The following is a 24975-nucleotide window of genomic DNA, read 5'->3' on the forward strand; positions in this document are numbered from 1 at the left end:
GGAGCGTGCCATGTTCGGGGAGACCGAAGGCGGCCGTGCCGGGGTCCCGCGGTGGAGTGCACCGCCCGTCTCCCGACCCTCAAATCCCGGCCGTTCGCCCAGTACAGTGGTGCCCCACGCATCGGCGGTGGGGGTTTCCCTTGGACATCCGGCTGCTCGGCCCGCTTGAGGTGGCCGCGGACGACGGCACCCCGCTGCCCGTCACCGCCCCCCGGCTGCGCGCGGTCCTCGCCGCCCTCGCGCTGCGCGCCGGGCAGGAGGTGCCCGTGGCGGACCTCGCCGAACGGCTGTGGGGCGCGCGCCGCCCGTCTCGCGCCGAGGCCACGCTCCGCGACTACGTGCGGCGGCTGCGCCGGGCGCTGCCTCCCGGACGGCTGCTCCTGCTGCCGGACGCGTTCCTGCTCGCCGTCGGGCCGGAGGAGACCGATCTGGGGCGCGCCCGCGACGCGCTGCGGCGGGCGCACCTGCTGTCCGCCGCCGCGCCGGGGCGGGCCGTCGACGAGTTGGACGCGGCGCTCGCGCAGTGGCGCGGCGCGCCGCTGTGCGACCTGCCGGAGGGGCCGCTGCGCAGCCGGGAGCTGCGCGCCATCGAGGATCTGCGGCTGTGCGCCGCGGAGGACCGGTTCGACCTGCTGATCGCGCTGGGCCGGCACGGCGAGGCGGCCGACGAGCTGCTGGCCGCCGCCCGCGCGCACCCCGGGCGCGGCCGGCTGCGCAGGCAGGCGCTCGACGCGCTGAGCCGCTCCGGGCGCGACGCCGAACGGCGGGCCTTCGCGCGGGAGTTCGGCGCGCCATCGGCCGAGTCCGGCCGACCGGCGCACCGGGCGGCGTTCCCGCCGGGTGACGCCGCGTTCGTCGCCCGCGGCGTGGAACTCGCCCGGCTGCGCGGCTGGTTGACCGGCGCGCTCGGCGCCCCGGCGGTCTGCCTCATCGACGGCCCCGGCGGAGTCGGCAAGTCGACACTCGCCGTGCGGGCCGCGCGCGAGGTCGAGGACCGCTACCCCGACGGCATGCTGTACGTCGACCTGCGCGGCGCCGACCCGAGGAACGCGCCGCTCGACGTGGCCGAGGCCCGCCGGGTGCTGCTCGCCTCGCTCGGCACCCCGGGCAAGGAGGTGCCGCAGGACCCGGCGTCCGCGGTCGCGTTCTACCGCGAGCAGCTGTACGGGCGCCGCGTACTGGTGCTGCTCGACAACGCGCTCGACGTGGCGCAGGTGGCGCCGCTGCTGCCGGCGGAGCCGGGCGCCGCGGCCCTGGTGACCAGCAGGAAGGCGCTCACCGGTCTTGGCCGCGGCCACCACCTGCACCTGAGGCCGCTGGCCACCGACGAGGCCGTGACGTTCCTGCGGTCGGCGGCGGGCGGGGGCGAGGAGCGCGGCCGGCGCGCGGAGTGGGCCGAGCTGGCCGAGCTGTGCGGCCGGCTGCCGCTCGCGCTGCGGATCGTGGCGGCGCGCATGGCGGCCCGGCCGTGCTGGCGGGTCGCGGAGTTCATCGCGGCGCTCGGCGACGAGCGCCGCCGCATGGACGAGCTGACGGCGGACGACCTGGACCTGCGCGCGAGCCTGGTGGTCGGCATCGACCACCTGGCGGCCTCGCGCGAGCCCGAGGACCGGCGGGCCGCCGCGGTCTTCCCGCTGCTCGGCGCCGCCGCGGTGCGTTCGTTCAGCCCCGGTTCCGTCGCCGCGCTGGTCGGCTGCTCGCCCGGCGAGGCCCGGCGCGCGCTGGAACGGCTGGCCGACGCGCAGATCGCGGGCAGCCCGCGGCCCGGCGTGTACGCGCTGCACGACCTCGTGCGGGCCGCGGCGGCGTGGCAGGCCGCGCGGCTGCCGCGGCCGGGGGTCACGGCGCGGCTGGCCGGGCTCGCGAACTGGTACCTGGGCTCGCTGCACCGCGTGAACGGCCCGCTCGCGCTCGCCGAGCACTACCGCAGGCGGTACCAGGCGGGTGCCGACCGGTACCCGCAAGGCCGGCTGTTCACGTCGGTCGACGAGTCGCTGCCGTGGGCGGACGAGGTGCTCGACGACGTGCTCTCGCTCGCCCACCAGCTGGCGGGCCCTGAGCACGACACGGGCGCGGAGCTGGGCGGCCGGCCGCTGTCGGCGTTCGCGCTCGAAGCGCTCCGGGCCCTGGAGAGCTACTTCGGCATGCGGCTGTCCTGGCGGGGGCAGCGGCGGCTGTGCGAGATCGCCCTTGAGGTGGGCCGGCGCACGGGCGACCGGTTCGCCGAGGCGGCGGCGTACGGGCAACTGGGCAAGGCCGCGGGACAGCAGGGCCGCGGGATCGAGGGCGCCGACCTGCTGCGGCGCAGCATCGCCCTGTTCCGTTCCGTGGGCGAACGGACCGAGGCGCTGGCCGCGACGCTGAACCTGGTGCCGTGCCTGGGGTCGGCCGGCCGCATCGCGGAGGCCGTCGAGCTGGCGGAGCGCACGCTCGCGGAGGTGCGCGCGGCGGGCATCGACGAGTTCAGGCCGCAGCTGATCAACAATCTCGGCCGCTGCCACCTGTTCCTCGGCAACCACGCCACGGCGCACCGGCTGCTGCTCGGCAACTACGAGACGGCGCCGCTGCCGTACGAGCGGACCATCGCCGCGGGCGTGCTCGCCGAGTACCACCTGGAGGTCGGCGAGTTCGAGGAGGCGGCGCGCTGGGTGAACCGGGCGCTCGGACACGCGGCGGAGCAGCCGTTCGACCCGTTCGTGGTCGCGCAGCAGCGCACCTGGCTGGCCGCGGCGCTGCGCGGCCTGGGCCGGGAGACGGCCGCGCACCTGGAGGAGATGCAGGCGCGCGCGGTCCTTGAGGACCTCAACCACCGGGAGAACAGCCACCTGCGGGTGCGCATGGACGAGAAGCACTCCGTGATCTGACGGACGGGCCCGGCGGCGCGGCGCGCCGGGGCGGGCCCGCCCGCCCGGCCCGGGGCGCGAGCACGCAGAATGGCCGCATGGATCTGCGCATCTTCACCGAACCGCAGCAGGGCGCGAGCTACGACACCCTGCTGTCCGTCGCCAAGGCCACGGAGGACCTGGGCTTCGACGCCTTCTTCCGCTCCGACCACTACCTGACGATGGGCGGCACCGGGCTGCCCGGGCCGACCGACGCCTGGCTGACGCTCGCGGGCCTGGCCAGGGAGACCTCCCGCATCCGGCTCGGCACGCTGATGACGGCCGCCACGTTCCGGCTGCCCGGCGTGCTGGCCATCCAGGTGGCGCAGGTCGACGCGATGTCCGGCGGCCGGGTGGAACTGGGCATCGGCGCGGGCTGGTTCGAGGCGGAGCACACCGCGTACGGCATCCCGTTCCCGCGCGAGAAGTTCCCGCGCCTTGAGGAGCAGCTGGCCATCGTGACGGGGCTGTGGGGGACCCCGGTGGGCGAGCGGTTCTCCTACGAAGGGGACCACTACCGGCTCGTGGACTCCCCGGCCCTGCCCAAGCCCGTGCAGGAGCGGGTCCCCGTGCTGATCGGGGGCATGGGCAAGGAGCGCACGCCGCGCCTCGCGGCCAGGTACGCGGACGAGTTCAACGTGCCGTTCGTCTCGGTCGAGGACAGCGCCGCGCAGTTCGGGCGGGTGCGGGAGGCGGCCGACGCGGCCGGCCGCAAGCCCGACGAGCTGGTGTACTCCAACGCGCTGGTCGCCTGCGTCGGCCGGGACGACGCCGAGGTGGCCCGGCGGGCCGCGGCCATCGGCCGGGAGGTGGACGAGCTGCGGGCCAACGGTCTCGCGGGCTCGCCGGCCGAGGTCGTCGACAAGATCGGCCGCTACGCGGAGGCCGGCTCCTCCAGGATCTACTTCCAGATCCTGGACCTGGACGACCTCGCGCACCTTGAGCTGATCGCGGAACAGGTCGCGCCGCAACTGCCGTGACCCTGCCCGCGCTCGACGGACGGACCCTGGTGCTGGACGGCGGGCTCTCCAACCGCCTCCAGGACCAGGGCTGCGACGTGGACGACCCGCTGTGGACCGCGCGCGTCCTGCTGCGGGAGCCGGACGAACTGCTGCGCGCGCACCGGGCGTACGCGCGGGCCGGGGCGCAGGTGCTGACGACGGCCAGCTACCAGGCGTCGTTCGAGGGGTTCGCGCGCCACGGCGTGGGCCGCGCGGCGGCGGCCCGGCTGCTGGGCGACAGCGTGCGGCTGGCCAGGGCGGCGGGGGCGCCGTGGGTCGCCGCGTCGGTCGGACCCTACGGGGCGGTGCTCGCGGACGGCAGCGAGTACCGGGGCCGGTACGGGCTGAGCACCGCGGAGCTGGTGCGCTTCCACCGGCCGCGCATCGAGGCGCTGGCCGCGGCGGGCCCCGACGTGCTGGCCCTCGAAACGGTGCCGGACGCCGTGGAGGCGGCGGCGATGCTCACCGCGGCCCGCGGCTGCGGGGTGCCGGTGTGGCTGTCGTACACGGTGGCCGGCGGCCGGACCCGGGCGGGGCAGCCGCTCGACGAGGCGTTCGCGGTGGCCGCGGGGAACGAGCAGGTGGTCGCCGTGGGCGTCAACTGCTGCGCCCCCGACGAGGTGCCGGCGGCCATCGCCCGCGCGGTCGCGGTGACCGGGCGCCCCGCGGTCGCCTACCCGGGCAGCGGTGAGACGTGGGACGCCGCGCGCGGCCGGTGGCACGGCCGCGCGGTCGGCCCCGCGGCCTCGGCCGCGGCCTGGCGGGCGGCGGGGGCGCGGCTGATCGGCGGCTGCTGCCGGGTGGGGCCCGCCGCGGTGGCGGAGCTCGCCGAGGTGCTCGGCCCGGCCGCGAGTCGCTGAGGCGGCGTATCCGCGACCCGTGCGGGGTCGTGAATTCGGCCGTGTTGCGGCTGTACCGGTTCGCCCGGTACGTGCCGCGGCGGCGCCCGCGCCACCTGGTGACTGAGCCCTCCGACTGAGCTGCGGTGTTCATCGTTTGGTAGCTGAGCCGACACGCATCGCGACCGAAATTATCCGTCGCAGGCTGGAGTTCGCGGGAATATCCGGCAGACTCGCAGGTGGGAGCAGGCGGCGGTACCCCCGCTGTGCAGGGCAGAGGTCCCCGACCTGCTTCCGGAGGACCGCGTCCCGGTGCCCCGCCTCCCCGCGTACGGGCCGGGCGCGGTCCACCTCGCCCGCCTCCGGCGGGAGTTGCTACCGTGACTGCCATGCGTTGACGCCGACCCCGCGCCAGGGGGCCACCGCCGTTCCTTCGTGACCGTGATCCGGCAGCCCACGAAGGAGCTTTCCCATGCACACCACGCACCTAACGCATACCCTGACCGTCGCCCTGCTCCAGCTCGAACGCGCGGGGCACGACCTCGACGCCAACCGCGCGGCGGGCGAGGCCGCCTGCCGCCGGGCGAAGGCACTCGGCGCGGACATCGCCCTGTTCCCCGAGATGTGGAGCAACGGCTACACCGCCGCCGTCCCCTTCGGGGACGCCTCGGCCAACGTCTACCGCCACCCCGACCTGTGGGCGGGCGCCGCCCCGGTCGGGGTGCCCGACCACCGCGCGGTCTGGCGCGGCGAACCCGTCGCGGCCGACTCGCCGTTCGTCGCGCACTTCGCGTCGCTCGCCGCGGAACTCGACATGGCCATCGCGCTGACCTACCTGGAGGAGTGGGAAGGGCCGCCGCGCAACTCGGTCTCCCTGATCGACCGGCACGGCCGGCTGGTGCTCACCCACGCCAAGGTGCACACCTGCGCGTTCGCGGTGCCGGAGGCCGCGCTCACGCCGGGCACGTCGTTCGGTACGTGCACCCTGGACACGGCGGCTGGGGACGTCCGCGTCGGGGCCATGATCTGCTACGACCGCGAGTTCCCCGAGAGCGCCCGCGCGCTGATGCTCGCCGGCGCGGAACTCGTCCTCACACCCAACGCCTGCGACCTGGAGCGCAACAGGATCGACCAGTTCAAGGCGCGCGCGTACGAGAACATGCTCGCGGTGGCCATGGCCAACTACGCGGGTCCCGGCTGGGGCCACTCCGTCGCCTTCGACGGCATGGCCTTCGGGCCTGAGGGGGCGCGGGACATGCTCGTGGTGGAGGCGGGGGAGGCCGCGGGCGTCTTCCCCGCCGTGTTCGACCTCGCCGCCCTGCGCGACTACCGCAGGCGCGAGACGTGGGGCGACGCCTTCCGCCGCCCCCGCGCCTACGGCGCGCTGACCGAGCCGGCCGTGGGGGAGCCGTTCGTCCGCGTCAGCCACCGCGGAAGGCCCCCGCTGCGCTGACCCGCCGCTGTCCGCCGCGCCGGCCCGGCCCGGCGCGGCGGATCAGCGGCCGGGGACGCCCGTGCCCCGCCGGTCCCGGACGAAGTCGAGGACGAGCAGGGCGGTCTCCGCCGGGCGCTCAAGGCTGGGCAGGTGCCCGGCCCAGGGCAGCTCGACGTGCCGCGCCGCGGGCAGGAGGGCGGGCAGCCCGGCGGCGATCTCGCGGAAGTCGGGCAGGTCGTGGGCGCCGGAGACGGCGAGCGTGCGGGCCCGCACGTCCCGGAGCCGGAACGCGGGCGCCCCGGCCTCCGCCGCGCCCTCCCCGGCGGAGGCCGGGCCGCCGTCCTCCGCGGTCTCCAACGCCAGGTGCGCCTCGAACGCGCGCCGCTGCATCAGCCGCACCATCGCCCGGGTGTTGGCGTCGGCCTCGGGTCCCAGCCAGGTCGCCACGTTCAGCTCGACGGCGCCGGCCACGTCCCCGCTGTCGAGCAGGGCGGCCTCCCGCGCGTCGAAGTCGCGGAGCGCGGCCGAGGGCCGGTGCGCGGGCGAGGCCGTGTTCAGCAGCACGAGCGAGGTCACGCGCTCCGGGCGGCGCGCGGCGAGTTCGAGAGCCACCGCCCCGCCCGCCGACGAGGCGACGACGGCGGCCTCCGCGATCCCCAGCGCGTCGAGCACGTCGCCCACGTCCGTCGCGTCGCGGTACGGGCCCCGCGCGGCGGGCGTGTCCCCGTGGCCGCGGAAGTCGCAGCGCACCACGCGGTGGCCGGCGTCGAGGAACATCCGCCACTGCGGGTCCCACATCCGCCGGTCGCACACGGAGGAGTGCAGCAGGAGGAGAACGGGGCCCTCGCCCGCCGTGTCATGGGAGAGAAGGGGAAGAGACACGCGCAGACCCTACAACCAAAGTCGACTGCTGTCGGCGGGAAAAGGAGACCTTGGACGACAGCCGGGCCGCCCGCGGGTCCCCTAACGTCGCGGGCATGAGGAGAACTGGGGACCCGGGGCACGAGGGCGGCGCGGCGGTGGGCGGGGACGCGACGGTGCTCGGACTGCCCGCGCGCGACCGGTGGCTGCTCGTCGCGGGGGCGCCCGCGCTCGGCGCGCTCGCGGGCGCGGCGGCGCCGTTCGCGGCGGCGTGGGCGGCCGACCGGCCCTGGGCGCCGTTCGGGGGCCCGCTTGAGCTGATCGCCTCCTTCGACCGGTCGTGGTCCTTCGTGGTCCTCGGTGCCGTCGGCCTGCTGCTCGGGGCGGCCTTCGCGGTGTTCGCCCTCGCCTCGTGCCTGCGGGTGACCCTGGCAGGGGACGAGGTGCGCCTGGACAAGGACGGCAGGACCCGTTACCTGGAACGCCCGTGCGTGGCCGCGGTGTTCACGGACGGCAGGCAGCTGGTGATCCTCGCCCAGGACTCGCGGGAGCTGCTGCGCGAGGACTACGAGGGCGGCGCGGCGCGGCTCGCGCGCGGCTTCCGCGCGCACGGCTACCCGTGGGCGGGGGAGAGCGACCCGCACGCCGAGCTGTACCGCCGCTGGGTCCCCGACACCCCCGACCTGCCGGCCGGGGTGAACGCCGTGCTCGCGGCGCGCGACAAGGCGCTGCGGAAGAAGCAGGACCGGGACGCCGCCGACCTGCGCGCCGAGGTGCAGAAGTTGGGGATCGTCGTGCGCGACCGCGAGCGGAGGCAGTACTGGCGGCCCCTGGTCCCCGCTCCCTGACCCGGGGCGCTCACCGGGCCCCGCCGGGCTCCCCGGGCCCGGGACCGCCCGTTCCCTGGCCGGGCGCGCCTCGGGCCGCGGGGCCCGCGGCATCGGCGGCGCGCAGCAACCGGCCGGCGGCTTGCCGCAGCGGCCCGGCCAGCTCCGGCGGGTCCACGAGGTCGAAGTCGACGTCGAGCGCGCCCAGCAGGAACACCAGGCCGTGCCTGCTGTCGGCGGTGAAACGCAGCAGGCAGGAGCTGTCGTCCACCGGTTCGAGCCGCCCGTAGGGCGCTGCCGCGCGCGCCGCCTCCGCGTCGGCGGGCACGTGCAGCCGCACGGTCGCCCGGTGCGGCCACAGCCGCGCGACACTGCCGGTGACGAAGCGGACCGCGTCCCCTTCCGGCAGCGGGCGCGGGGTGAACCGCGGCCCGGTCGGCACCCGGCAGCGGAGCCGGTCGACCCGGAACGTCCGCCACCCCTCCCGGTCCACGTCCCAGGCCACCAGGTACCAGCGCCCGCCCCAGGCGACCAGCTCGTGCGGTTCCGCGGTGCGGACGCCGGTGCGGCCGTGGTGGTCCTCGTAGTCGAAGCGCAGCCGCTCGCGGTCCCGGCATGCGGTGGCCACCGCGGTCAGCTGCCGGGCGGGGACCGTGGGCGGGCCCTGCGCGCTCACCGCCCGGACGTGCAGCGTGTCCATGCGGCGGCGCAGCCGGTCCGGCATCAGCCGGCGCAGTTTCACCAGGGCGCTCACCGCCGTCTCGCCGATTCCCTCGACGCCGCTGCCCGCGGCGGTCCGCAGGCCGACGGCCACGGCGACGGCCTCGTCCTCGTCCAGCGGCAGCGGGGGCAGCGCGGCCCCCGCGCCCAGCCGGTACCCGCCGGCCGGCCCGAGGCCGGCCTCGATCGGGTAGTCCAGGCGGCGCAGCCGGTCGATGTCGCGGCGGATCGTCCTGGTGCTGACGCCGAGCCGCTCGGCCAGCGCCGGGGCCGGCCACTCCCGGCGGGTCTGGAGCAGCCCGAGCAGGCGCAGCAGCCGGGCGGAGGTGTCGGTCACCCGGCCAGTCTGCACGGCGGTGGCGGACAGCATCTGTCCGCCACCGTTCCTACCTTGCTGGAACGACGCCCGGGACGTTCCGGGCGCAGGCACAGAAGGACGTTCCATGACCATTCTCGTGACCGGGGCCACCGGCACCGTCGGCCGCCACCTCGTCGAGGGGCTGCACGCGGCGGGGCACCGGGTCCGCGCCCTCAGCAGGAGTCCGGAGCGGGCCGCGCTGCCCGAGGGGGTCGAGGTCGTCGCGGGCGACCTGACCGATCCCGGCGGCCTGTCCGCGGCCTTCTCGGACGTCACGGCGGTGCACTTCATCGGGTTCGACGGCGCGGACTGGTCACCGCTGGCGCGCGGCCGTGAGCTGGCGGATCTCGCGGCGCGCGGCGGGGCGCGGCGCGTCACGCTCCTGAAGGGCGACCCGGGGCGCACGGACTTCGAGGACGCCCTCATGGCCGCGGCCGAGACCGGGGGCGCGTTCGCGCTGACCCGGCTGGCCCCCGTGGAGTTCATGGCGAACGCGCTGGAGTGGGCCGGTTCGGTGCGCGAGGAGGGCGTCGTGCGCGAGGCGTTCCCCGAGGCGCGCAGCGCGATGGTCCACGAGGCCGACATCGCGGCCGTCGCCGCCGCGGCCCTCACGGCGGAGGGCCACGGCGGGCAGGAGTACTGGCTCACCGGGCCCGAGGCGCTGACGGCGCCCGGCAAGGTCCGCACGATCGCCGGCGTGCTGGGACGCGAGGTCGCCTACGTCGAGCTGAGCCGGGAGGAGATCGTCGCCCGGTGGCGGCAGGAGGGCTACGCGGAGAGCGACATCGCGTTCTTCCTCGCGATGCGGACGGACCCGCCGCCGGCCGGGTACACCGTGCGGCCCACGGTGGAACGGGTCACGGGCCGCCCGCCGCGCACGTTCGCCGCGTGGGTCGCGGAGCACGCCGCCGCCTTCACGCCCGGGCAGGACGCGGGGGAGTGAGCCGGACGGGAGGCGTTCCCGGGGGCGCCGGCGGGCCTCACCGGCCGGCCGGGCGTATCTCGTGTTCGAGCAGGCTCATGAGGACCAGGTCGTGCCACGCGCCGTCCCTGCGGAACGCCTCCCGGTGTCTGCCGTCCTGGACGAAGCCGACCTTCTCGAACGCGCGGATCGCGCGCGTGTTGCCGGCCGCCACCCACAGGGCGACCGAGTGCAGCCGCATCTGGTCGAATCCGTACCGGCAGATCACGCGCACGGCGTCGGTGCCGTGCCCCCGCCCCCAGAACTCCTTCTCGCCGAGGTAGACGTCGAGTTCGGCCCGCCCGTGCTCCGGGCGGGCGTCGCGCAGGCAGACGACGCCGATGAGCCGGCCCTCGGCGAGCGTCTCGATCATCAGCAGGATCTGCTCGTAGGAGTTCCGCTCGCGCTCGGCCGCCCGGTGCAGGGTGTGGGCCAGCGACTCGGGATGCTCGGTGTCGAGCCAGCGGATCACGTCCGGGTCGCTGTTCCAGCGCCACAGTGACTCGGCGTCGGCCGGTTCCATGGCACGCAGCCGCACACGTTGTCCGGTCAGCAAGGCACAAGCTCCCATCGGGTCGGGCTCACGGTTCTCGGCCGGTCCTATCAGGACACGTCCATAAGCCTCAACGCATTAACCCACCAGGGAAGTTGCCGCGAGGTCCGGGTTGCTACGCTGCGCCGATGGCACCTGTGCTGCTTCTCATCGACTTATCGAAGAATCTCCTCGCGCCCGGCGCCGTGCCGGACGCGGCGAAGGTCTCCGCCGTGATCGAGGGCCTGCTCGCCCGGGCCCGCTCGGCCGGCGCCCTCGTGATCCACGCGCGCCCGGCGGACGGTCCTGGAGCCGCCGGACCGCCCGGCGGCCCGGAGGAATCCAGCCGGGGAACGCTCCACCGCGGGCCGGCCGACGAGCCCGTCGTGGAGTGGGAAGGACCCCACGCCTTCGCGGGCAGCGGCCTCGCCGGGCTGATCCCGGTGGGCGCCGAGGTCATCGTCGCGGGGGCGGAGAGCGAGGGGGGCGTGCGCGCCACCGCGCTCGCCGCGCTCGACCGCGGGCACCGCGTGGTGCTCGTGCGCGGGGCGCACGCCAGCCACCGGGCGGGCATGGCGCGCGAGACGGAGGCGACGCTGCGCGCGGCGGGCGTCGTGGTGGTCGCGCCCGAGTCCGTGACGTTCGAGCCAGGCGGCGGCCCCACGGACCGCTGATCCCGCTTCCCGACCTGTCGGCCCGCTGCCCGGGCCGGAAGCCGGCCCGGGCAGCGGAGGCGTGTCACCAGCGGCGGGTCACCACAGGTAGAACTGCTCCCAGGAGCCGTTGATCCAGTCGGAACGGGCGCGCAGCGCGTTCTGGAGCTGGCCGGTGTAGTTCCGCTCGGTCGCCACGAACAGGCCGTTCACCACGGACTGGAAGGCGAACGTGTCGTTCACCTCGTGGTAGTAGAGAACGTAGCGCTCCCAGCTGCCGACGCCCTCGGAGCGGGCGCGCAGCAGGCCGTTGGAGGCACCCGTGTAGTTCCGCTCGGTCGCCACGTTCAGGCCGTTGGCCTTGTTGGTGAGGGTGATGGTCTCGGTGACCTCGTCGAAGGTGATCGCGTACTGCTCCCAGCCGCCGTTGAACCAGTCGGAACGGGCGCGCAGCAGGCCGGTGTTCGGCTCGGCGTAGTTCAGCTCGGCCGCGACGAACAGCCCCGTGTTCATGGACTCGATGGCCCAGGGCAGCTCCTCGACCGTGTCGGAGGAGGCGCTGAGCGGGGCCACCCCGTCCTCGACGAGCAGTTCGTTCATCAGCTCGGTGTCGACGCGCTCCCAGCCGGCCGGGGCCTGCGCGTCGTCGGCGTTCGCGGGTGCGGCGGACGCGCTCGTCGCGCCGATCGCCGAGGCGGCCAGCAGGGCGGACAGGGACAGCAGCACAGCGGCGCTCTGTCGTGCGGACTTAGCCACGGATGACATTCCTTCGTTCGATCGGCTCGCGGGCAGACGGCTCCGGGGAGGCGTGCGGTGCACCCGCGAGGTGTGCGCGAGGAGCGGTGCCGGCCGTGCCATCGGCTGCGCACGGCCCCCCGGCGGCGTCGAGCCCCCCTTCGCGCCGCGGCCCCCAAGTCCGCGGCACCCGCAGGGACATGGCACCGCCCGGCGGGCGCTGCGCCCGCCGGCCAGGGCCATGACACCACCCCTTGCGCACAATGTAGATCAACTGTGCGAAGAACGGGCGTCCTTTACGTGAACTGGCGTTTGGTGTGGGGGTTGTGGTCATTCCTGGCGTTCAGCCGCGGGTTCCCGGGTCGTGCTCGGCGCCCGGCCTCCGCTCAGCCGACCGGCCAGCCGGCGAGTGCCGCCGCGACGCCGAGCGCGCCGGACAGCAGGAGCGTCGCCACGAGGCCGCGGCCGAGCGCGAGCAGCAGGCCGGCGAGGGCCAGGACGCCGAACTGCCAGGCGTGGCCGAGGGCGAGGGCGAGCGGGATCGCCGAGCCGCAGATCGCGCCGATCACCGCGGGGCCGGCGCCGTCGAAGAACCCCTGCGCCACCGGGCTCCGGCGCAGCCGGTCCAGGTGCCCGCCGCCGAGGACCACCAGCAGGAACGAGGGGCCGAACGCCACGGCCGCCGCCAGCAGCCCGCCCGCGAGTCCGCCCGCCGCCCAGCCGACCACGGCGACGGTCTGCACCACCGGGCCCGGCGTGATCTGCCCGAGCGCGACGGCGTTCAGGAACTCCCCGTCGTCCATCCAGCCGTACCCGTCGACCGCGTCCGCCTGCATCAGCGGGATGATGACGAAGCCGCCGCCGTAGGACAGGGCGCCCACCTTGTAGGCCACCCAGGTCAGCGCGGAGAGGCCGGCCGCCGCCGCGCTGAGCGGGACGGCCGCGAGCAGCAGCCACAGCCGCAGGCGCGCGCCCCGCGCCCGCGCGCCGCCCGGCTCCGCCGCCGGGGCCGGCTCCGCCCCGGCGCCGGGCGTCCGGCCCGCGGGGGCCGTGCGCCGCCCGGCCGCCCGGCGGCGCACGGCGACCTCCACGAGCCCGGCGGCGGCCAGCACCACCACAAGCCAGGGACCGAGCAGCACGCCGGCGACGGCCCCCGCCGCCAGGTAGCAGGCCCAGCGCGCCCTGGCCCCCCGCCCCGCGGCGTGCCGGAAGCTCCCCGGCGCCATGCGCGCGCCGGCCTGCACGGCCACCGCGGCCACGGCCGCGCCCGCCCCGGCCGCCGCGCCGCCGACCCACAGCGGCGGGTCGCCCGCGAGGAACAGCGCCGCGAGCGCCAGGATCAGCACCAGGCCGGGCAGGATGAAGCACAGGCCCCCGACCACCGCGCCCCACGTGCCCCTGAGCCACCACGCGGTGAGGATGGCCAGCTGGGTGGAGGCGGGGCCGGGTGCCAGGTTGGCCGCCGCGATGCCGTCCTCGAAGTCCTTCGCCCGGATCCAGCCGCGGCGTTCCACGCACAGCTCCCGCAGCAGCGCGATGTGCACCGGGGGACCGCCGAAGCCGACCACGCCGATGCGTGTCCACTCCCGGGCGATGAGAGCGAGCGGAACGCGCTGGTGCACGGGGGCTCCATGAGAACGGGCGGACGGGACGCGCCGACTCTAGGACCCCGGTGTGAACTCCGGGTGACGATCAGGCCAGCGTCGCGACCAGCAGCGCCTTGATGGTGTGCAGCCGGTTCTCCGCCTGGTCGAAGACCACGGACCGCGGCGACTCGAAGACCTCGTCGGTGACTTCGAGCGAGTCGAGGCCGTGCCGCGCGTGGATCTCGCGGCCGACCTCGGTGCCGAGGTCGTGGAACGCGGGCAGGCAGTGCAGGAATCTCACCTCGTCGTTCCCCGTGGCCCGCAGCACCTCGGCGGTCACCGCGTACGGGCGCAGCAGCGCGATGCGTTCGTCCCACACCTCCTTCGGCTCGCCGAGGGAGACCCACACGTCCGTGGCGACGAAGTCCGCGCCGTGCACTCCCTCGGCCACGTCCTCGGTGAGCGTGAGCCGCGCCCCGGTCTCCTGGGCCAGCCGCTCGGCCTCGGCCCGCACCGCGGCGTCGGGCCACAGGGCCGACGGCGCCACGATCCGCACGTCCATGCCCAGCAGGGCGCCGGTGACCAGGTAGGAGTTGCCCATGTTGCTGCGGGCGTCGCCGAGGTAGGCGAACGCCGTCCTGGCCAGCGGCTTGGCGCAGTGCTCGGTCATCGTGAGCACGTCGGCGAGCATCTGCGTGGGGTGCCACTCGTCCGTCAGCCCGTTGTACACCGGAACGCCCGCGTGGGCGGCCAGCTCCTCGACCGTGCGCTGCGCGCTGCCCCGGAACTGGATCGCGTCGAACATCCGGCCGAGCACGCGGGCGGTGTCCCGCACCGACTCCTTGTGCCCGATGTGGGAGCCGGCGGGGTCGAGGACCGTGGTGGCGGCGCCCTGGTCCGCGGCGGCCACCTCGAACGCGCAGCGGGTGCGCGTCGAGGACTTCTCGAAGACCAGCGCTATGTGCTTGCCGCTCAGGGTCCTGGTCTCGGTGCCGGACCGCTTGGCCGCCTTCAGGTCGGCGGCCAGGTCGACCAGCGAGCGGAACTCCGCGGGGGTGAGGTCCAGCTCCTTGAGAAGGTGGCGGCCCGAAAGATCTGTCGCCATGGGGGCTCCGTATGTCGCGCGGGAGGTCGGGTCCATCGTTTCCGCATGGGGAGATGGAATTGTATGCGGAATTCTACATGGCTATGCAGGGCTGTGTCAGGAGGGTCAGCCCACCGCGTCCCGCTCCACGGGGCAGCTCATGCAGCGCGGCCCGCCCCTGCCGCGCCCCAGCTCGCTGCCCGGGATCTCCAGCACCTCGACACCGTGCTCGCGCAGGTGCGTGTTCGCCGTGACGGTCCGCTCGTACGCCACCACCACGCCGGGCTCGACCGCGAGCACGTTGCACCCGTCGTCCCACTGCTCCCGCTCGGCCGAGCGCACGTCCTGCACGGGGGTGAGCACCCTGATCCGGCCCAGGCCCAACGCCGCGGCGATGGCCCGGTGCATGTGCTCGGGCGGGTGGTCGGTCACCTTCAGCTCCTGGGTGCCCGAGCCGGGCTCGATCGTGTAGGAGCGCAGCATGCCGAGGCCCGCGTACTGGGTGAACGTCTCCCCGTCGACCATCGTCAGCACCGTGTCCAAGTGCATGAACGCCCGCCGCTTGGGCAGGTCGAGCGCGACGATCACGCGCGCGGAGCCCGCCGCGAACAGGCGGCGCGCCAGCAGCTCGACCGCCTGCGGCGTGGTCCTCTCGCTCATGCCCACGAGCACCGCGCCGTTGCCGATGACCAGCACGTCGCCGCCCTCGATGGTCGAGGGGTGCGCGCCCTGCCCCTCCGACCACGTGTGGAACGTGCCGGCGCGCGGGCCGGTGAACATCGGGTGGTACCCGTACACCGCCTCGAAGTGCACGCTCTCGCGGTGCCGCGCGGGCCACCGCATCGCGTTGATCGCGACCCCGTCGTAGACCCAGGCCGAGGTGTCCCGGGCGAAGAGATGGTTGGGCAGCGGGTTGAGCAGGAAGTCGTCCGGGTCCATCACGTGGAACCGCATCGACGCCGGCTCCTCGTGCCGTTCCAGGAACTCGCGCTTGGTCACCCCGCCGATCAGCGCCTCGGCGAGTTCGGGCGCGGGCAGCCGCTCGAACACCTCCCTGAGCCGGTCGGTCGCCAGCGGGCCGAACTCGCGTTCGTCGAAGACGCGGTCGAGCACCAGCGTGCGGGCCGCGGGCAGGTCCAGGCTCTCGGCCAGCAGGTCGCCGAACAGCCGCACCTCGACCCCGCGGGACCGCAGCAGCCCGGCGAACACGTCGTGCTCCTGCTGCGCCCGCCGCACCCACAGCACGTCGTCGAAGAGCAGTTCGTCCTTGTTCGTCGGCGTCAGCCGTTTCAGTTCGAGGCCGGGCCGGTGCAGGATCACCCGGCGCAGCCGCCCCGTTTCGGAGTCGACATGGAAGCTCATGGCTCCATCATGCGACCCGCGACCGCGGGGCGGGCCACCGGCCGAGCCCGGGTGTGGCGTGCACCCATCAAACATCGCGCGCTGGGCATGATCCCCGTCGTGACGAAGACGACACAGGAGAACGGCGCGCCCCCGCGGGGCCGCTGGCGGTTGATAGGTCCGGGACTCGTGGTCGCCGCGACGGGCGTGGGCGCGGGCGACCTGGTGGCCACGGCCGTCGCGGGCGAACGGTACGGATACACCCTGGTGTGGGCGGCGGTGCTCGGCTGCCTCATCAAGATCTCGCTGGCCGAGGCCACCGGCCGGTGGCACCTCGCCACCGGCCGGACGATCTTCGAGGGCTGGCGCGGCCTCGGCCCGTGGACGGTGGTGTACTTCGGCGTCTACATCATGATCTGGGGCTTCGTCTACGGGGCCACCGCGATGTCCGCGAGCGCCCTGCCGCTGGTGGCCCTCTTCCCCGACGGCCCGTCACTGCGCACGTGGGGCATCGCGGCGGGGCTGCTCGGGCTGGTGTGCGTCTGGTTCAACCGCTACGCCGTGGTCGAGAAGCTGATGACGGTCTTCGTCGGCCTCATGTTCGTGATCGTCGTCGGCATCGCGATCCGGGTCGGCCCCGACTCCGGGGCGCTCGCCGCCGGCCTGGTGCCGACACTGCCCGACGGGTCCGTGCTCTACACGCTCGGCCTGATCGGCGGCGTCGGCGGGACCATCACCCTGGCCGCCTACGGCTACTGGGTGACGGCCAAGGGGTGGCGGGGGCCCGCGTGGATGTCCGTGATGCGGCTGGACAACCGCGTGGCCTACGCGACCACCGGGCTGTTCGTCGTCGCGATGCTCGTGATCGGAGCCGAGCTGCTGAACGCCGCGGACGTCGCCCTCAGCCAGGGAGACCGCGGCCTGCTGGACGTCGGGACCGTCCTGGAGGAACGATTCGGCACCCTCACCGCGAACCTGTTCCTGATCGGTTTCTTCGCCGCCTCGTTCAGTTCGGTGATCGGCGTCTGGCACGGCGTCAGCCTCCTGTTCACCGACTTCGTCAGCCATGTGCGGCCGGCGTCCGCCGTGCCCGAGGAGGACCGCGAGCGGTCGTGGCCGTTCCGCGCCTACCTGCTGTGGCTCACGTTCCCGCCGATGGGGCTGCTGTGGCTCGACCAGCCGATCGGGCTCGTCCTCGCCTACGGTGTGCTCGGCGCCTTCTTCATGCCGTTCCTCGCGCTGACCCTGCTGTGGCTGCTGAACACCGACCGCGTGCCGCGCGAGTGGCGCAACGGCCCGCTGAGCAACGCCATGCTCCTGGGCTCGGGTGTCCTCTTCCTCGTGCTGTGCGTCGAGCAGGTCCGCGACCTGCCCTGGTGACCGCGGCGCCGTCAGGACAGGAACGGCGCGGCGATCAGGTACGGCAGACTGCCCGCCAGGATGCCGGCGAACACGACCGTGGCCGTCCTCGCCTTGGTGCCCTCCCGCCCGCGCGCGAGCAGGCCGGTTGCCACCAGCCCGAACGCTCCGAGCAGCAGCTCGTAGAGCACGAACAGCGGCGAGGCCAGCACCGCGAGCACGAACGTGGCGCCGAAGAGCACGAGGGTCCGCCGGGTGTCCCTGTTGTCCAGTCGTTTGTCCAGCCTGTTGTCCAGCGCCTGGTCCATGACAGAACTCCTCTCCGTTGCCGGGTGTTACCGGTTCTTCCCCGCGCGATCCCCGCATACGCCCCTGGTCACGTGGGCGAATGCCCGGGGGCGTGCGCGCCTCAGATGTCGCGGAACGTCTCGATCTGCGCGCCCACCGAGTTCAGCCGTTCGGCCAGGTCCTCGTAGCCGCGGTTGATCACGTACACGTTGCGCAGCACGGACGTGCCCTCCGCGGCCATCATCGCCAGCAGCACGACGACGGCGGGCCGCAGCGCGGGCGGGCACATCATCTCGGCCGCCCGCCACCGCGTGGGGCCCTCGACGAGCACCCGGTGCGGGTCGAGCAACTGGAGCCGGCCGCCGAGGCGGTTGAGGTCGGTCAGGTAGATCGCGCGGTTGTCGTAGACCCAGTCGTGGATGAGGGTCGAGCCGTGCGCCGAGGCGGCGATGGCCGCGAAGAACGGCGCGTTGTCGATGTTCAGACCCGGGAACGGCATCGGGTGGATCTTGTCGATCGGTGCCTCAAGCTTGGAGGGGCGCACCGTCAGGTCGGCCAGCCGGGTGCGTCCGTTGTCCGCCGGGTACTCGGGGCCCAGATCGTGGTCGAGGCCCATGCCTTCGAGGACCGCGAGCTCGATCTCCAGGAACTCGACCGGCACCCGGCGGATCGTCAGCTCGGACTCGGTCACGACCGCGGCGGCGATCAGGCTCATGGCCTCGACCGGGTCCTCCGAGGGCGAGTAGTCCACGTCCCGGTCGATCTCCGCGACGCCGTGCACGGTGAGCGTGGTGGTGCCCACGCCCTCGATCCGCACACCGAGCTGTTCGAGGAAGAAGCACAGGTCCTGGACCATGTAGTTGGACGAGGCGTTCCTGATGACGGTCACGCCGTCGTGCCGGGCGGCGGCGAGCAGCGCGTTCTCGGTGACCGTGTCCCCGCGCTCGGTCAGCACGATGGCGCGTTCCGGTTTGATCTGCCGGTTGACCGTGGCGTGGTAGGTGCCCTCGGTCGCGGTCACCTCAAGGCCGAAGCGCCGCAGCGCCGTCATGTGCGGCTCGACGGTCCGCGTGCCCAGGTCGCAGCCGCCCGCGTAGGGGATGCGGAAGCGGTCCATGCGGTGCAGCAGCGGACCGAGGAACATGATGATGCTCCTGGTGCGGCGCGCCGCCTCCTGGTCGATGGCGTCGAGGTCGAGCTGGGCCGGCGGGACGATCTCCAGGTCCGCGCCGTCGTTGATCCACCGGCTGCGGACGCCGATGGAGCCCAGCACCTCCAGGATGCGGAAGACCTCCTCGATCCTGGCGACGCGGCGCAGCACGGTGCGCCCCGAGTTGAGCAGGGTGGCGCACAGCAGCGCGACGCAGGCGTTCTTGCTCGTCTTCACGTCGATGCTGCCGTGCAGGCGCCGCCCGCCGACCACGCGCAGGTGCATCGGGCCGGCGTAGCCGAGCGAGACGATCTCGCTGTCGAGGGCTTCGCCGATGCGCGCGATCATCTCAAGGCTGATGTTCTGATTGCCTCGCTCGATGCGATTGACCGCGCTCTGGCTGGTCCCGAGTGCTTCCGCCAGCTGGACCTGCGTCCAGCCGCGATGTTGCCGTGCGTCCCGAATGAGCTGACCGATCCGGGCGAGGTAGTCGTCGATCATGTTATCGAGCTTATCTCACATATGAGATGAGCCGAGCCGAGGGCTGCCATTCGGGTGACGACACGCCCGCGCGAGGGCGTGTCGCGCGCCGGGCGGACGCGCCGGGCGCGCGTTCACATGTCGCGCTGGTCGTACTCCTCGCGCGCTTGACGCACCTCGGGCATGTGCGTCTCGGCCCACTCCTTGAGGTGGTGCATCGTCACCATCAGGGACCGGCCGAGCGGGGTCAGCTCGTAGTCGACGCGGACGGGGACCGCCGGGGTCACCGTGCGGGTCAGGAGGCCGTCGCGTTCGAGGTTCCGCAGGGTCTGGGTGAGCATCTTCTGGCTCACCCCGGCGATCCGCGCGGCGAGTTCCGAGTAGCGCATCCGGCCGCCGAGGCCGAGCGCCACGATGACCAGGCTCGCCCACTTGTTGCCGATCGTGTCGAGCAGCTGCCGGCTGGGGCAGGAGGCGGTGAACGCGTCGAACCGGGCCGCCGGCGCGTCGGTGCCGGTCAGGTCCATGGCTTACCTCCGGGTGCCTGCACCACTTCAAAGTGCCTACTTCCCAAAGGAGAGTAACGGGCGGAAGGTGGAGCAGTCCACCGATCGCAAGGAGTTCTCCCATGCCGCTCGCCCTCGTCTCCACCGCCGAGACGCCCGCGCCCACCCTCCGGGAGGCGGCGCTGCCCCCGCTGGGCCCGGGTGACCTGCGGGTCCGCGTCACCGCGGCGTCGGTCGACCCCGTCGACACCCTCTTCGCCGGCGGACCGGCCCGGACGATCTTCGGACTCACGGGCACCGTGGGCCTCGGCTGGTCGCTGACCGGCGTCGTCACCGGGGTCGGTGCCGAGGTCACCGGTTTCTCGGTCGGCGATCCGGTCGCCGCCGTCCACCGCGACGTCACCGCCCCGGTCCGGGCGCACGCCGAGGAGACGGTCGTGCCGGCCGCCGCCACCGCGCTCCTGCCCGGCGGCCTCGACGAGGTCGACGCGGCGTCCGTTCCGCTCAACGCCTCGACCGCGGCCCAGATGGTGCACCGGCTCGGCCCGGCCGACGGGCGGACCCTGCTGGTCACCGGCGCCGCCGGCGCCGTGGGCGGGTACGCCGTGGCGCTGGCCGCGCACGCCGGCTGGAAGGTCACCGCGCTGGCGCGCGCGGACGACCGCGCGTTCGTGCTGCGGGCCGGGGCGCGCGCGCTCGTCACGGAGCTGCCGGGGCCGTCCTTCGACGCCGTCGTCGACGGCGCGGTGCTGCACGCGGCGGCGCTCGGCGCGGTCCGCGACGGCGGGGCGTTCGTCGGGGTCACGTCCTCGTCGCCCGCCGCTCCTGAGCGGGGCGTCGAGGTCGCCATCGTGAGCGTCGAGCCGGACGGCGCGCGGCTCGCGGAACTCCTCGCCCTCGCCGCCGCGGGAGTCCTGGAGCCGCGGGTCGCAGGCCGGGTGGCCCTGTCCGACGCCGCGACGGCGTACGACAAGGTCGCCGGGGGCGGGCAGCGCGGGCGGTGGCTGCTGGTGCCCTGAGCACCGGCATCGCCCGGCGCGCCCGCGTCCGCGGGCCGCCGCGGCCCGCGCCTACCCGGCCGCCGCGCCGCCGCGCGCCGCCCTGAGCTGACGCGCGGTCAGGCGCGAGCCCGACTCGCGGCGCGCGGCGCGGCGCAGGAGCGGGACGGCGAGGAGGAACCCGAGGACGGCCCACGCGGTCAGGACCAGGGCGACCATGGGCAGCTCCCAGGCGCCGGCCGCCTCCGCGGTCCGCGCCGCGTCCGGCAGCAGCGCGGAACGCAGGCCCTGCGCCATCCACTTGAGCGGGAAGAGGGCGGCCACCTGCTGGAGCGGACCCGGCAGCGAGGTGATCGGGAACACCGCGCCCGAGGTGAACAGCAGCGCCATGACGGGCAGCATGATCAGCGCCAGCGCCTCGCGCGGGTTCGGCAGCACGGCGCCGATGGCCGCGCCCAGCGGCACGACGGCGAGCAGCCCGAGCGCGGTGACCCACAGCAGGGTCAGCCAGCCCTCGGGGCCGCGCGGCAGTGGGCCGTCGGCCAGCAGCGCCGTCGCCGCGATGAGCAGGGCCACGGTGCAGACCGCCGTGACCACCACGAGCAGGCACTTGGCGACGAGATAGGCCGGGATGCCGCCGGGTGTGGCGCGCAGCCGCAGCAGGGCGCCCTCCTCCCGTTCGGTCACGAGCGTCTGCGGGAGGCTGATCAGCCCGATCTGGAACAGCAGATAGGCGGCGAAGCCCGCGAGCACCAGGTGGGCCATCGGGGCGGGGGTGCCGGACACGTCGCCGTCGACGAGGGAGGCGATCAGCAGCGCGACGACCACGTTGGTCAGATGGCCGGACAGCTCCCTCGGGTTGCGCAGGAGGTGCCGCAGCTCGATGCCGCCGCGGAGGAACCCGGCCCGCCAGTGCGGTCGGGCGGCCGGCCGCGGCCCGCCGTGCGCTCCGTTCATGTCCGCCGCACGTCCGCTGCCCGCGGTGCGGCTGTGGTCCGTCACGTCCGCGTCCCTCCTGCCGTCGGCACGCTCGCGGCCGTGAATCCGTCCGCGCCGCCGTCCTGCCGGTGCACCATGCGCAGGTAGGTGTCCTCAAGCGTCGGGCGGCGGACCTCAAGACCCGGGATCGGGCCACGCGCGGCGCGGTGCAGGTCCCAGACGAGGCCCGAGGGGTCGTCCGTGCGCGCGCTGCGGAACGTTCCGTCCTCGGCCGTCCAGCGGACCTCGGCCTGTGCGGCGGCGCGCCGGGCCAGTTCCGCCGGGGTGCCGCAGGCCCGGACCCGGCCGCCGACGAGCATCGCGATCCGGTCCGCGAGCCGTTCGGCCTCCATCAGGTCGTGGGTGGTGAGCAGGACGGTGACGCCCTCCTCGCGGGCCAGCCGTTCGACCAGGACGTGGAACTCGTGCCGCGCCCGCGGGTCGAAGCCGGTGGTCGGCTCGTCGAGGAACAGCAGCTCGGGGCGGCCGACGATGCCGAGCGCGACGTCGAGCCGCCGGCGCTGGCCGCCGGAGAGCCGGCCCACCTGCTGGTCGCCCTGCCCGGTGAGGCCCACCAGGGCCAGCAGTCCGGCCGGGTCGCGCGGGTCGGGGTAGTAGGTCGCGAAGTGCTTCAGCAGCTCGGCGACCCGCCAGCGGCCGTGGTCGCGCCAGGACTGGAGCACCAGACCGATCCGGCCGCGCCAGGCGTCGCCGCCCCGCTCCGGGTCGGTGTCCAGAACGCTGACCTCGCCGCCGGAGCGCCGCCTGAAGCCCTCCAGGATCTCGACGGTGGTGGTCTTGCCGGCGCCGTTCGGTCCGAGCAGCGCGAAGACCTCGCCGCGGTGGACGTCCAGATCGAGGCCGTGCAGAACGGTGGTCCCGCCGTAGGCCATGGTCACGCCGCGGGCCCGGATGACGGGTTCCGCGCGTGCGGCGGACGGCGCGGGGGGCGCGGGTGCCGTCATCGGCCCGCCTCCGTGCGGTGCCGCCCCGCCCGCGCCGTTCCGGTCGCCGCCGCGGCGGGGGCGCCGTCCGCGGCCGCGGCCGGTCCTGGTGCCGCCGGGGGGCCGGCGGTCTCGACGATCGCCCGGAGCGCGGCCACGTGCCCCTCGAAGGCGGCGCGGCCGTGGTCCGTCAGCCGCACCTTCGTGCGCCGCTTGCGGCCCCCGCCTTCCTTGTGGACGGCCAGGTAGCCGGCCTGCTCCAGGGTGGCCAGCTGCTTGGAGAGCGCGGAGTCGCTGAGCGAGAGGCTGTCGCGGACGAACGCGAATTCCGCCCACTCCGTGGCGGCGAGCAGGGCGACCACCGAGAGCCGGGTGGCGGGATGGATCAGTTCGTCGAAGCCGGCGGGCGTGCTCGTCACACCGCCCTCCCTCGAACGGCCGCCGCGCCCCGACCGCGCACCGAGGCGGCGGACCAGCGCTCGGCCGGGCCGGCGAACAGCACGAACACGCCCGCCGTGACCGTGGCCTGCAACACGCCGGCCGGCAGGGGGGCGAGCGGCTCGGCCAGGCGGCCGGACAGCAGGACCGTCCCCGCGACCAGGACGCCGCCCGCGGCGAACGTGGCGAACATCCGCCCGGTGCGACGGGAGTGGTGCAGCAGGAGCCGGCTCGCGCGGTGGTGCCTCACGGCCAGCGCGGCCAGCAGCCCGGTGTACACGGCGCAGCCCAGCCAGACCCCCCACAGGGGCAGGTCAAGGCCCATGCCGACGAGGAACAGCCACATGATCGCGGCGGTGGCGTACGTGGTGCGCCGGCCGCCGGTGCCGTGCCGTTCGAACTCGTCGTACACCCGCTCCTGCGGTACCCGGATGCGTTGCAGGTCCCTCCACGCCTGTTCGGCGTCCACCGGTGCGCTCACGGCCCTGACCCTCCCGACGAAACGGTGCGCGCGAGCCGCGCGGCGCACGGCCGCGCGAACCCCGCGTTACTTTCCCGCTGGGAAAGTCACCTTCGGCTTTCCCGGTGGGCAAGTCGGGCTGCCGCGGGGCGCCGGGGGAACCGGTGGCGCGGAGAGCGACCGGGCCGCTCAGGCCGGGCCCGAGGCGCGCTCGATGCCGAACCGGATCGCGACACGGCCGTCCGCGTGGATGCCGGCGCGGAAGGACTCCCAGTCGCCGTACTCCTCGCCCAGCGCGCCGTGCAGGCTCGCGAGTGCCGCGGCGTCGAACCCGTCGCCCGGCGGCAGGATCTCGGCCGTTCCCTCGACCTGCGTCCACGGGCCGAAGAAGGGGCGGGTGAACACGCAGGCCGAGACGCGCGGATCGCGCCGGAGGTTGCGGCACTTGGCGCGCGTCTCGGTGGTGCTCAGCACCACCCGGCCGGCGGCGTCGAGTGCGAGGACGACGGGGGAGAGCTGGGGCCGGCCGTCCTTCCTGAAGGTGCTCAGGACGGCGTGGTGGTGCGTCCGCAGGAACTCCTGCGCCTGTGCGGTGTCCATGGTTCTCCTCGGGAGTGCGAAGTGGCGCGCGTGTCCGGGCGGCGCCGGAAGCCGGCGGCGCGTCGTCGGCGCGAACGGCGTACGCGGCGCGCGCCGAGTAATCCGTAGCGTCGCTACACTCATAGTGGCACTACGGAACGGGTCGGCGGCGCGAGGGCGTCGAGGGGAGGGGCGGCATGCCGGGAAGGCGGGCCGAGAGCCGGCGGCGGAACGCGGAAGCGCTGACCCGGGCCGCTGAGCAGCTCTTCACCCGGCACGGCTATCAAGCCGTGGGCATCGAGAGGATCGCGGAGGAGGCCGGCCTGACCACCGGCGCGATCTACTCCATCTTCGGGGCGAAGCAGGGCCTGCTGCTCGCGGTCCTCGACAGCGCGCTCCACCGCGTCGCCGCTGCGGCGCGCGCGCTTGAGGACGATCAGGACCTCACCGCGGCAGAGGTCGTGGCCGCGTTCGCCCGGGCCTACTGCGGGATCGTCGGCTCGCTCGCGGGCAGGCGGGCCCTGCGTCTGGAGGCCGAGGCACTGGCACTCGCCCTCCAGGACGACGCACGCGGCGGCGAACTCCTCCAGCGCCTCGGCCGTACGCGACACCACCTGGCCGAACTGCTCACCGGCCGCCGGGTGCACCCGGCCGACCGCCGCCGCCTCACGTCCGACGAGGCGGCCACCCTGGCGGGCGCCGAGGCGGCCATCCTCCACGGTCTCGCCCACCAGGCCGCCGTCGGCGCGCAAGAGCCGGACCCGGAGCTGTGGGCGCGTGCCGCGACCGCCATGGTCGCCCTCGTCGATGAGCCGGGACCCGCTGGGAGCCGGGGGGCGGGGAGCGCTTCCTCCGCGTGAGGCGGGCCCCGTCCGGCGCGCGGCCCGCCGGGCGGGGACACGGCGGCGCCCGATCCCGGCGGACCTCATGGGCTTCCCGTCGGCGCGGTGGGCGGCGGCGGTGACCGGAGTGCCCGGGTA

25 protein-coding genes are annotated in these 24975 nt (G+C 74.8%); 10 read left to right on the forward strand and 15 right to left on the reverse strand.

Going from position 1 to position 24975, the window contains the following annotated elements:
* Nucleotides 1–140 precede the first annotated feature (140 nt).
* The 4 genes from LC193_RS24850 (at nucleotide 141) to LC193_RS24865 (ending at nucleotide 6175) form a co-directional block, all read left to right on the forward strand.
* Nucleotides 141–2864, forward strand: a complete 2724-nt coding sequence (locus LC193_RS24850) for an AfsR/SARP family transcriptional regulator (protein ID WP_226077572.1) — start codon at nucleotides 141–143, stop codon at nucleotides 2862–2864.
* Nucleotides 2865–2941: 77 nt separating this feature from the next.
* Nucleotides 2942–3862 (forward strand): LLM class F420-dependent oxidoreductase, encoded by a 921-nt coding sequence (locus tag LC193_RS24855; protein ID WP_226077574.1) that lies wholly within the window; start codon nucleotides 2942–2944, stop codon nucleotides 3860–3862.
* A complete protein-coding gene (mmuM, locus tag LC193_RS24860; RefSeq protein WP_226077576.1) occupies nucleotides 3859–4743 on the forward strand; it encodes a homocysteine S-methyltransferase in 885 nt (294 codons plus the stop codon). The genes LC193_RS24855 and mmuM overlap by 4 nt, the downstream gene beginning before the upstream one ends.
* 451 nt (nucleotides 4744–5194) lie before the next feature.
* Nucleotides 5195–6175, forward strand: coding sequence for a carbon-nitrogen hydrolase family protein (locus LC193_RS24865; RefSeq protein ID WP_226077578.1), 981 nt, complete (start codon nucleotides 5195–5197; stop codon nucleotides 6173–6175).
* A 42-nt stretch (nucleotides 6176–6217) separates the two neighbouring features.
* On the opposite strand, the gene LC193_RS24870 is transcribed toward LC193_RS24865, so the two are convergent.
* The gene (locus tag LC193_RS24870) at nucleotides 6218–7039 is read right to left on the reverse strand and encodes an alpha/beta fold hydrolase (protein ID WP_226077580.1); all 822 of its coding nucleotides are present in this window, start codon (nucleotides 7037–7039) and stop codon (nucleotides 6218–6220) included.
* Between the two features lie 95 nt (nucleotides 7040–7134).
* Between LC193_RS24870 and LC193_RS24875 the strand changes: the two genes are divergently transcribed.
* A complete protein-coding gene (locus tag LC193_RS24875; RefSeq protein ID WP_226077582.1) occupies nucleotides 7135–7866 on the forward strand; it encodes a YqeB family protein in 732 nt (243 codons plus the stop codon).
* A gap of 10 nt (nucleotides 7867–7876) precedes the next feature.
* Here the strand turns inward: LC193_RS24875 and LC193_RS24880 are convergent, their stop codons facing one another.
* Nucleotides 7877–8902: a helix-turn-helix transcriptional regulator gene (locus tag LC193_RS24880; RefSeq protein WP_226077584.1), complete on the reverse strand. Its 1026-nt coding sequence runs from the start codon at nucleotides 8900–8902 to the stop codon at nucleotides 7877–7879.
* Nucleotides 8903–9008: 106 nt separating this feature from the next.
* Here LC193_RS24880 and LC193_RS24885 point away from each other — a divergent pair, with 106 nt between their 5' ends.
* Nucleotides 9009–9866, forward strand: a complete 858-nt coding sequence (locus tag LC193_RS24885; protein WP_226077587.1) for an NmrA family NAD(P)-binding protein — start codon at nucleotides 9009–9011, stop codon at nucleotides 9864–9866.
* 37 nt (nucleotides 9867–9903) lie between these two features.
* On the opposite strand, the gene LC193_RS24890 is transcribed toward LC193_RS24885, so the two are convergent.
* Nucleotides 9904–10440 (reverse strand): GNAT family N-acetyltransferase, encoded by a 537-nt coding sequence (locus LC193_RS24890; RefSeq protein ID WP_226077589.1) that lies wholly within the window; start codon nucleotides 10438–10440, stop codon nucleotides 9904–9906.
* 125 nt (nucleotides 10441–10565) lie between these two features.
* On the opposite strand from LC193_RS24890, the gene LC193_RS24895 reads away from it, so the two are divergent.
* Entirely contained in the window at nucleotides 10566–11090 is a 525-nt protein-coding gene (locus LC193_RS24895) for a cysteine hydrolase family protein (RefSeq protein ID WP_226077591.1), read from the forward strand.
* 78 nt (nucleotides 11091–11168) lie between these two features.
* Here the strand turns inward: LC193_RS24895 and LC193_RS24900 are convergent, their stop codons facing one another.
* The 4 genes from LC193_RS24900 to LC193_RS24915 form a co-directional block, all read right to left on the reverse strand.
* Entirely contained in the window at nucleotides 11169–11825 is a 657-nt protein-coding gene (locus LC193_RS24900) for a fascin domain-containing protein (protein ID WP_226077596.1), read from the reverse strand.
* 365 nt (nucleotides 11826–12190) lie between these two features.
* Entirely contained in the window at nucleotides 12191–13426 is a 1236-nt protein-coding gene (gene chrA / locus LC193_RS24905; protein WP_226077597.1) for a chromate efflux transporter, read from the reverse strand.
* Between the two features lie 70 nt (nucleotides 13427–13496).
* On the reverse strand, nucleotides 13497–14495 hold the full coding sequence (gene argF / locus LC193_RS24910; RefSeq protein WP_226077598.1) for an ornithine carbamoyltransferase: 999 nt from the start codon (nucleotides 14493–14495) through the stop codon (nucleotides 13497–13499).
* A gap of 105 nt (nucleotides 14496–14600) precedes the next feature.
* The gene (locus LC193_RS24915; RefSeq protein ID WP_226077599.1) at nucleotides 14601–15836 is read right to left on the reverse strand and encodes an arginine deiminase; all 1236 of its coding nucleotides are present in this window, start codon (nucleotides 15834–15836) and stop codon (nucleotides 14601–14603) included.
* Between the two features lie 87 nt (nucleotides 15837–15923).
* Here LC193_RS24915 and LC193_RS24920 point away from each other — a divergent pair, with 87 nt between their 5' ends.
* A complete protein-coding gene (locus tag LC193_RS24920) occupies nucleotides 15924–17195 on the forward strand; it encodes an Nramp family divalent metal transporter (RefSeq protein WP_404819480.1) in 1272 nt (423 codons plus the stop codon).
* 11 nt (nucleotides 17196–17206) lie between these two features.
* Here LC193_RS24920 and LC193_RS24925 read toward each other — a convergent pair whose 3' ends face one another.
* The 3 genes from LC193_RS24925 to LC193_RS24935 all read right to left on the reverse strand — a co-directional run bounded on the left by LC193_RS24925 (nucleotide 17207) and on the right by LC193_RS24935 (nucleotide 19619).
* Nucleotides 17207–17482, reverse strand: coding sequence for a hypothetical protein (locus LC193_RS24925; RefSeq protein WP_226077601.1), 276 nt, complete (start codon nucleotides 17480–17482; stop codon nucleotides 17207–17209).
* Nucleotides 17483–17583: 101 nt separating this feature from the next.
* Nucleotides 17584–19113 (reverse strand): helix-turn-helix domain-containing protein, encoded by a 1530-nt coding sequence (locus LC193_RS24930; RefSeq protein WP_086157576.1) that lies wholly within the window; start codon nucleotides 19111–19113, stop codon nucleotides 17584–17586.
* A 113-nt stretch (nucleotides 19114–19226) separates the two neighbouring features.
* The gene (locus tag LC193_RS24935; RefSeq protein ID WP_226077602.1) at nucleotides 19227–19619 is read right to left on the reverse strand and encodes a winged helix-turn-helix transcriptional regulator; all 393 of its coding nucleotides are present in this window, start codon (nucleotides 19617–19619) and stop codon (nucleotides 19227–19229) included.
* Between the two features lie 101 nt (nucleotides 19620–19720).
* Between LC193_RS24935 and LC193_RS24940 the strand changes: the two genes are divergently transcribed.
* Nucleotides 19721–20617: a zinc-binding dehydrogenase gene (locus tag LC193_RS24940; RefSeq protein WP_226077603.1), complete on the forward strand. Its 897-nt coding sequence runs from the start codon at nucleotides 19721–19723 to the stop codon at nucleotides 20615–20617.
* A 51-nt stretch (nucleotides 20618–20668) separates the two neighbouring features.
* On the opposite strand, the gene LC193_RS24945 is transcribed toward LC193_RS24940, so the two are convergent.
* From LC193_RS24945 to LC193_RS24965, 5 genes are all read right to left on the reverse strand, one after another.
* Nucleotides 20669–21553: an ABC transporter permease gene (locus LC193_RS24945; protein ID WP_226078872.1), complete on the reverse strand. Its 885-nt coding sequence runs from the start codon at nucleotides 21551–21553 to the stop codon at nucleotides 20669–20671.
* A 41-nt stretch (nucleotides 21554–21594) separates the two neighbouring features.
* Nucleotides 21595–22539 (reverse strand): ABC transporter ATP-binding protein, encoded by a 945-nt coding sequence (locus LC193_RS24950; protein ID WP_226077604.1) that lies wholly within the window; start codon nucleotides 22537–22539, stop codon nucleotides 21595–21597.
* A complete protein-coding gene (locus LC193_RS24955) occupies nucleotides 22536–22937 on the reverse strand; it encodes a transcriptional regulator (RefSeq protein ID WP_226077605.1) in 402 nt (133 codons plus the stop codon). Before LC193_RS24955 ends, LC193_RS24950 begins: the two co-directional genes overlap by 4 nt.
* A complete protein-coding gene (locus tag LC193_RS24960; protein WP_226077607.1) occupies nucleotides 22934–23437 on the reverse strand; it encodes a hypothetical protein in 504 nt (167 codons plus the stop codon). The genes LC193_RS24955 and LC193_RS24960 overlap by 4 nt, the downstream gene beginning before the upstream one ends.
* A gap of 168 nt (nucleotides 23438–23605) precedes the next feature.
* A complete protein-coding gene (locus tag LC193_RS24965) occupies nucleotides 23606–24016 on the reverse strand; it encodes a PPOX class F420-dependent oxidoreductase (protein WP_226077609.1) in 411 nt (136 codons plus the stop codon).
* 176 nt (nucleotides 24017–24192) lie between these two features.
* On the opposite strand from LC193_RS24965, the gene LC193_RS24970 reads away from it, so the two are divergent.
* Entirely contained in the window at nucleotides 24193–24855 is a 663-nt protein-coding gene (locus tag LC193_RS24970; protein ID WP_226077611.1) for a TetR/AcrR family transcriptional regulator, read from the forward strand.
* Nucleotides 24856–24975 lie beyond the last annotated feature (120 nt).

It is taken from the genome of Streptomyces marincola, assembly GCF_020410765.1.
Lineage (GTDB): Bacteria > Actinomycetota > Actinomycetes > Streptomycetales > Streptomycetaceae > Streptomyces > Streptomyces marincola.

Bases quoted from the DNA above. Each gene is read 5' to 3' on its own strand.
- LC193_RS24855 (WP_226077574.1), top strand. From the start codon at position 2,942: ATGGATCTGCGCATCTTCACCGAACCGCAGCAGGGCGCGAGCTACGAC.
- LC193_RS24865 (WP_226077578.1), top strand. From the start codon at position 5,195: ATGCACACCACGCACCTAACGCATACCCTGACCGTCGCCCTGCTCCAG.
- LC193_RS24875 (WP_226077582.1), top strand. From the start codon at position 7,135: ATGAGGAGAACTGGGGACCCGGGGCACGAGGGCGGCGCGGCGGTGGGC.
- LC193_RS24885 (WP_226077587.1), top strand. From the start codon at position 9,009: ATGACCATTCTCGTGACCGGGGCCACCGGCACCGTCGGCCGCCACCTC.
- LC193_RS24895 (WP_226077591.1), top strand. From the start codon at position 10,566: ATGGCACCTGTGCTGCTTCTCATCGACTTATCGAAGAATCTCCTCGCG.
- argF (WP_226077598.1), bottom strand. From the start codon at position 14,495: ATGGCGACAGATCTTTCGGGCCGCCACCTTCTCAAGGAGCTGGACCTC.
- LC193_RS24915 (WP_226077599.1), bottom strand. From the start codon at position 15,836: ATGAGCTTCCATGTCGACTCCGAAACGGGGCGGCTGCGCCGGGTGATC.
- LC193_RS24920 (WP_404819480.1), top strand. From the start codon at position 15,924: ATGATCCCCGTCGTGACGAAGACGACACAGGAGAACGGCGCGCCCCCG.
- LC193_RS24925 (WP_226077601.1), bottom strand. From the start codon at position 17,482: ATGGACCAGGCGCTGGACAACAGGCTGGACAAACGACTGGACAACAGG.
- LC193_RS24930 (WP_086157576.1), bottom strand. From the start codon at position 19,113: ATGATCGACGACTACCTCGCCCGGATCGGTCAGCTCATTCGGGACGCA.
- LC193_RS24935 (WP_226077602.1), bottom strand. From the start codon at position 19,619: ATGGACCTGACCGGCACCGACGCGCCGGCGGCCCGGTTCGACGCGTTC.
- LC193_RS24940 (WP_226077603.1), top strand. From the start codon at position 19,721: ATGCCGCTCGCCCTCGTCTCCACCGCCGAGACGCCCGCGCCCACCCTC.
- LC193_RS24945 (WP_226078872.1), bottom strand. From the start codon at position 21,553: ATGAACGGAGCGCACGGCGGGCCGCGGCCGGCCGCCCGACCGCACTGG.
- LC193_RS24950 (WP_226077604.1), bottom strand. From the start codon at position 22,539: ATGACGGCACCCGCGCCCCCCGCGCCGTCCGCCGCACGCGCGGAACCC.
- LC193_RS24965 (WP_226077609.1), bottom strand. From the start codon at position 24,016: ATGGACACCGCACAGGCGCAGGAGTTCCTGCGGACGCACCACCACGCC.
- LC193_RS24970 (WP_226077611.1), top strand. From the start codon at position 24,193: ATGCCGGGAAGGCGGGCCGAGAGCCGGCGGCGGAACGCGGAAGCGCTG.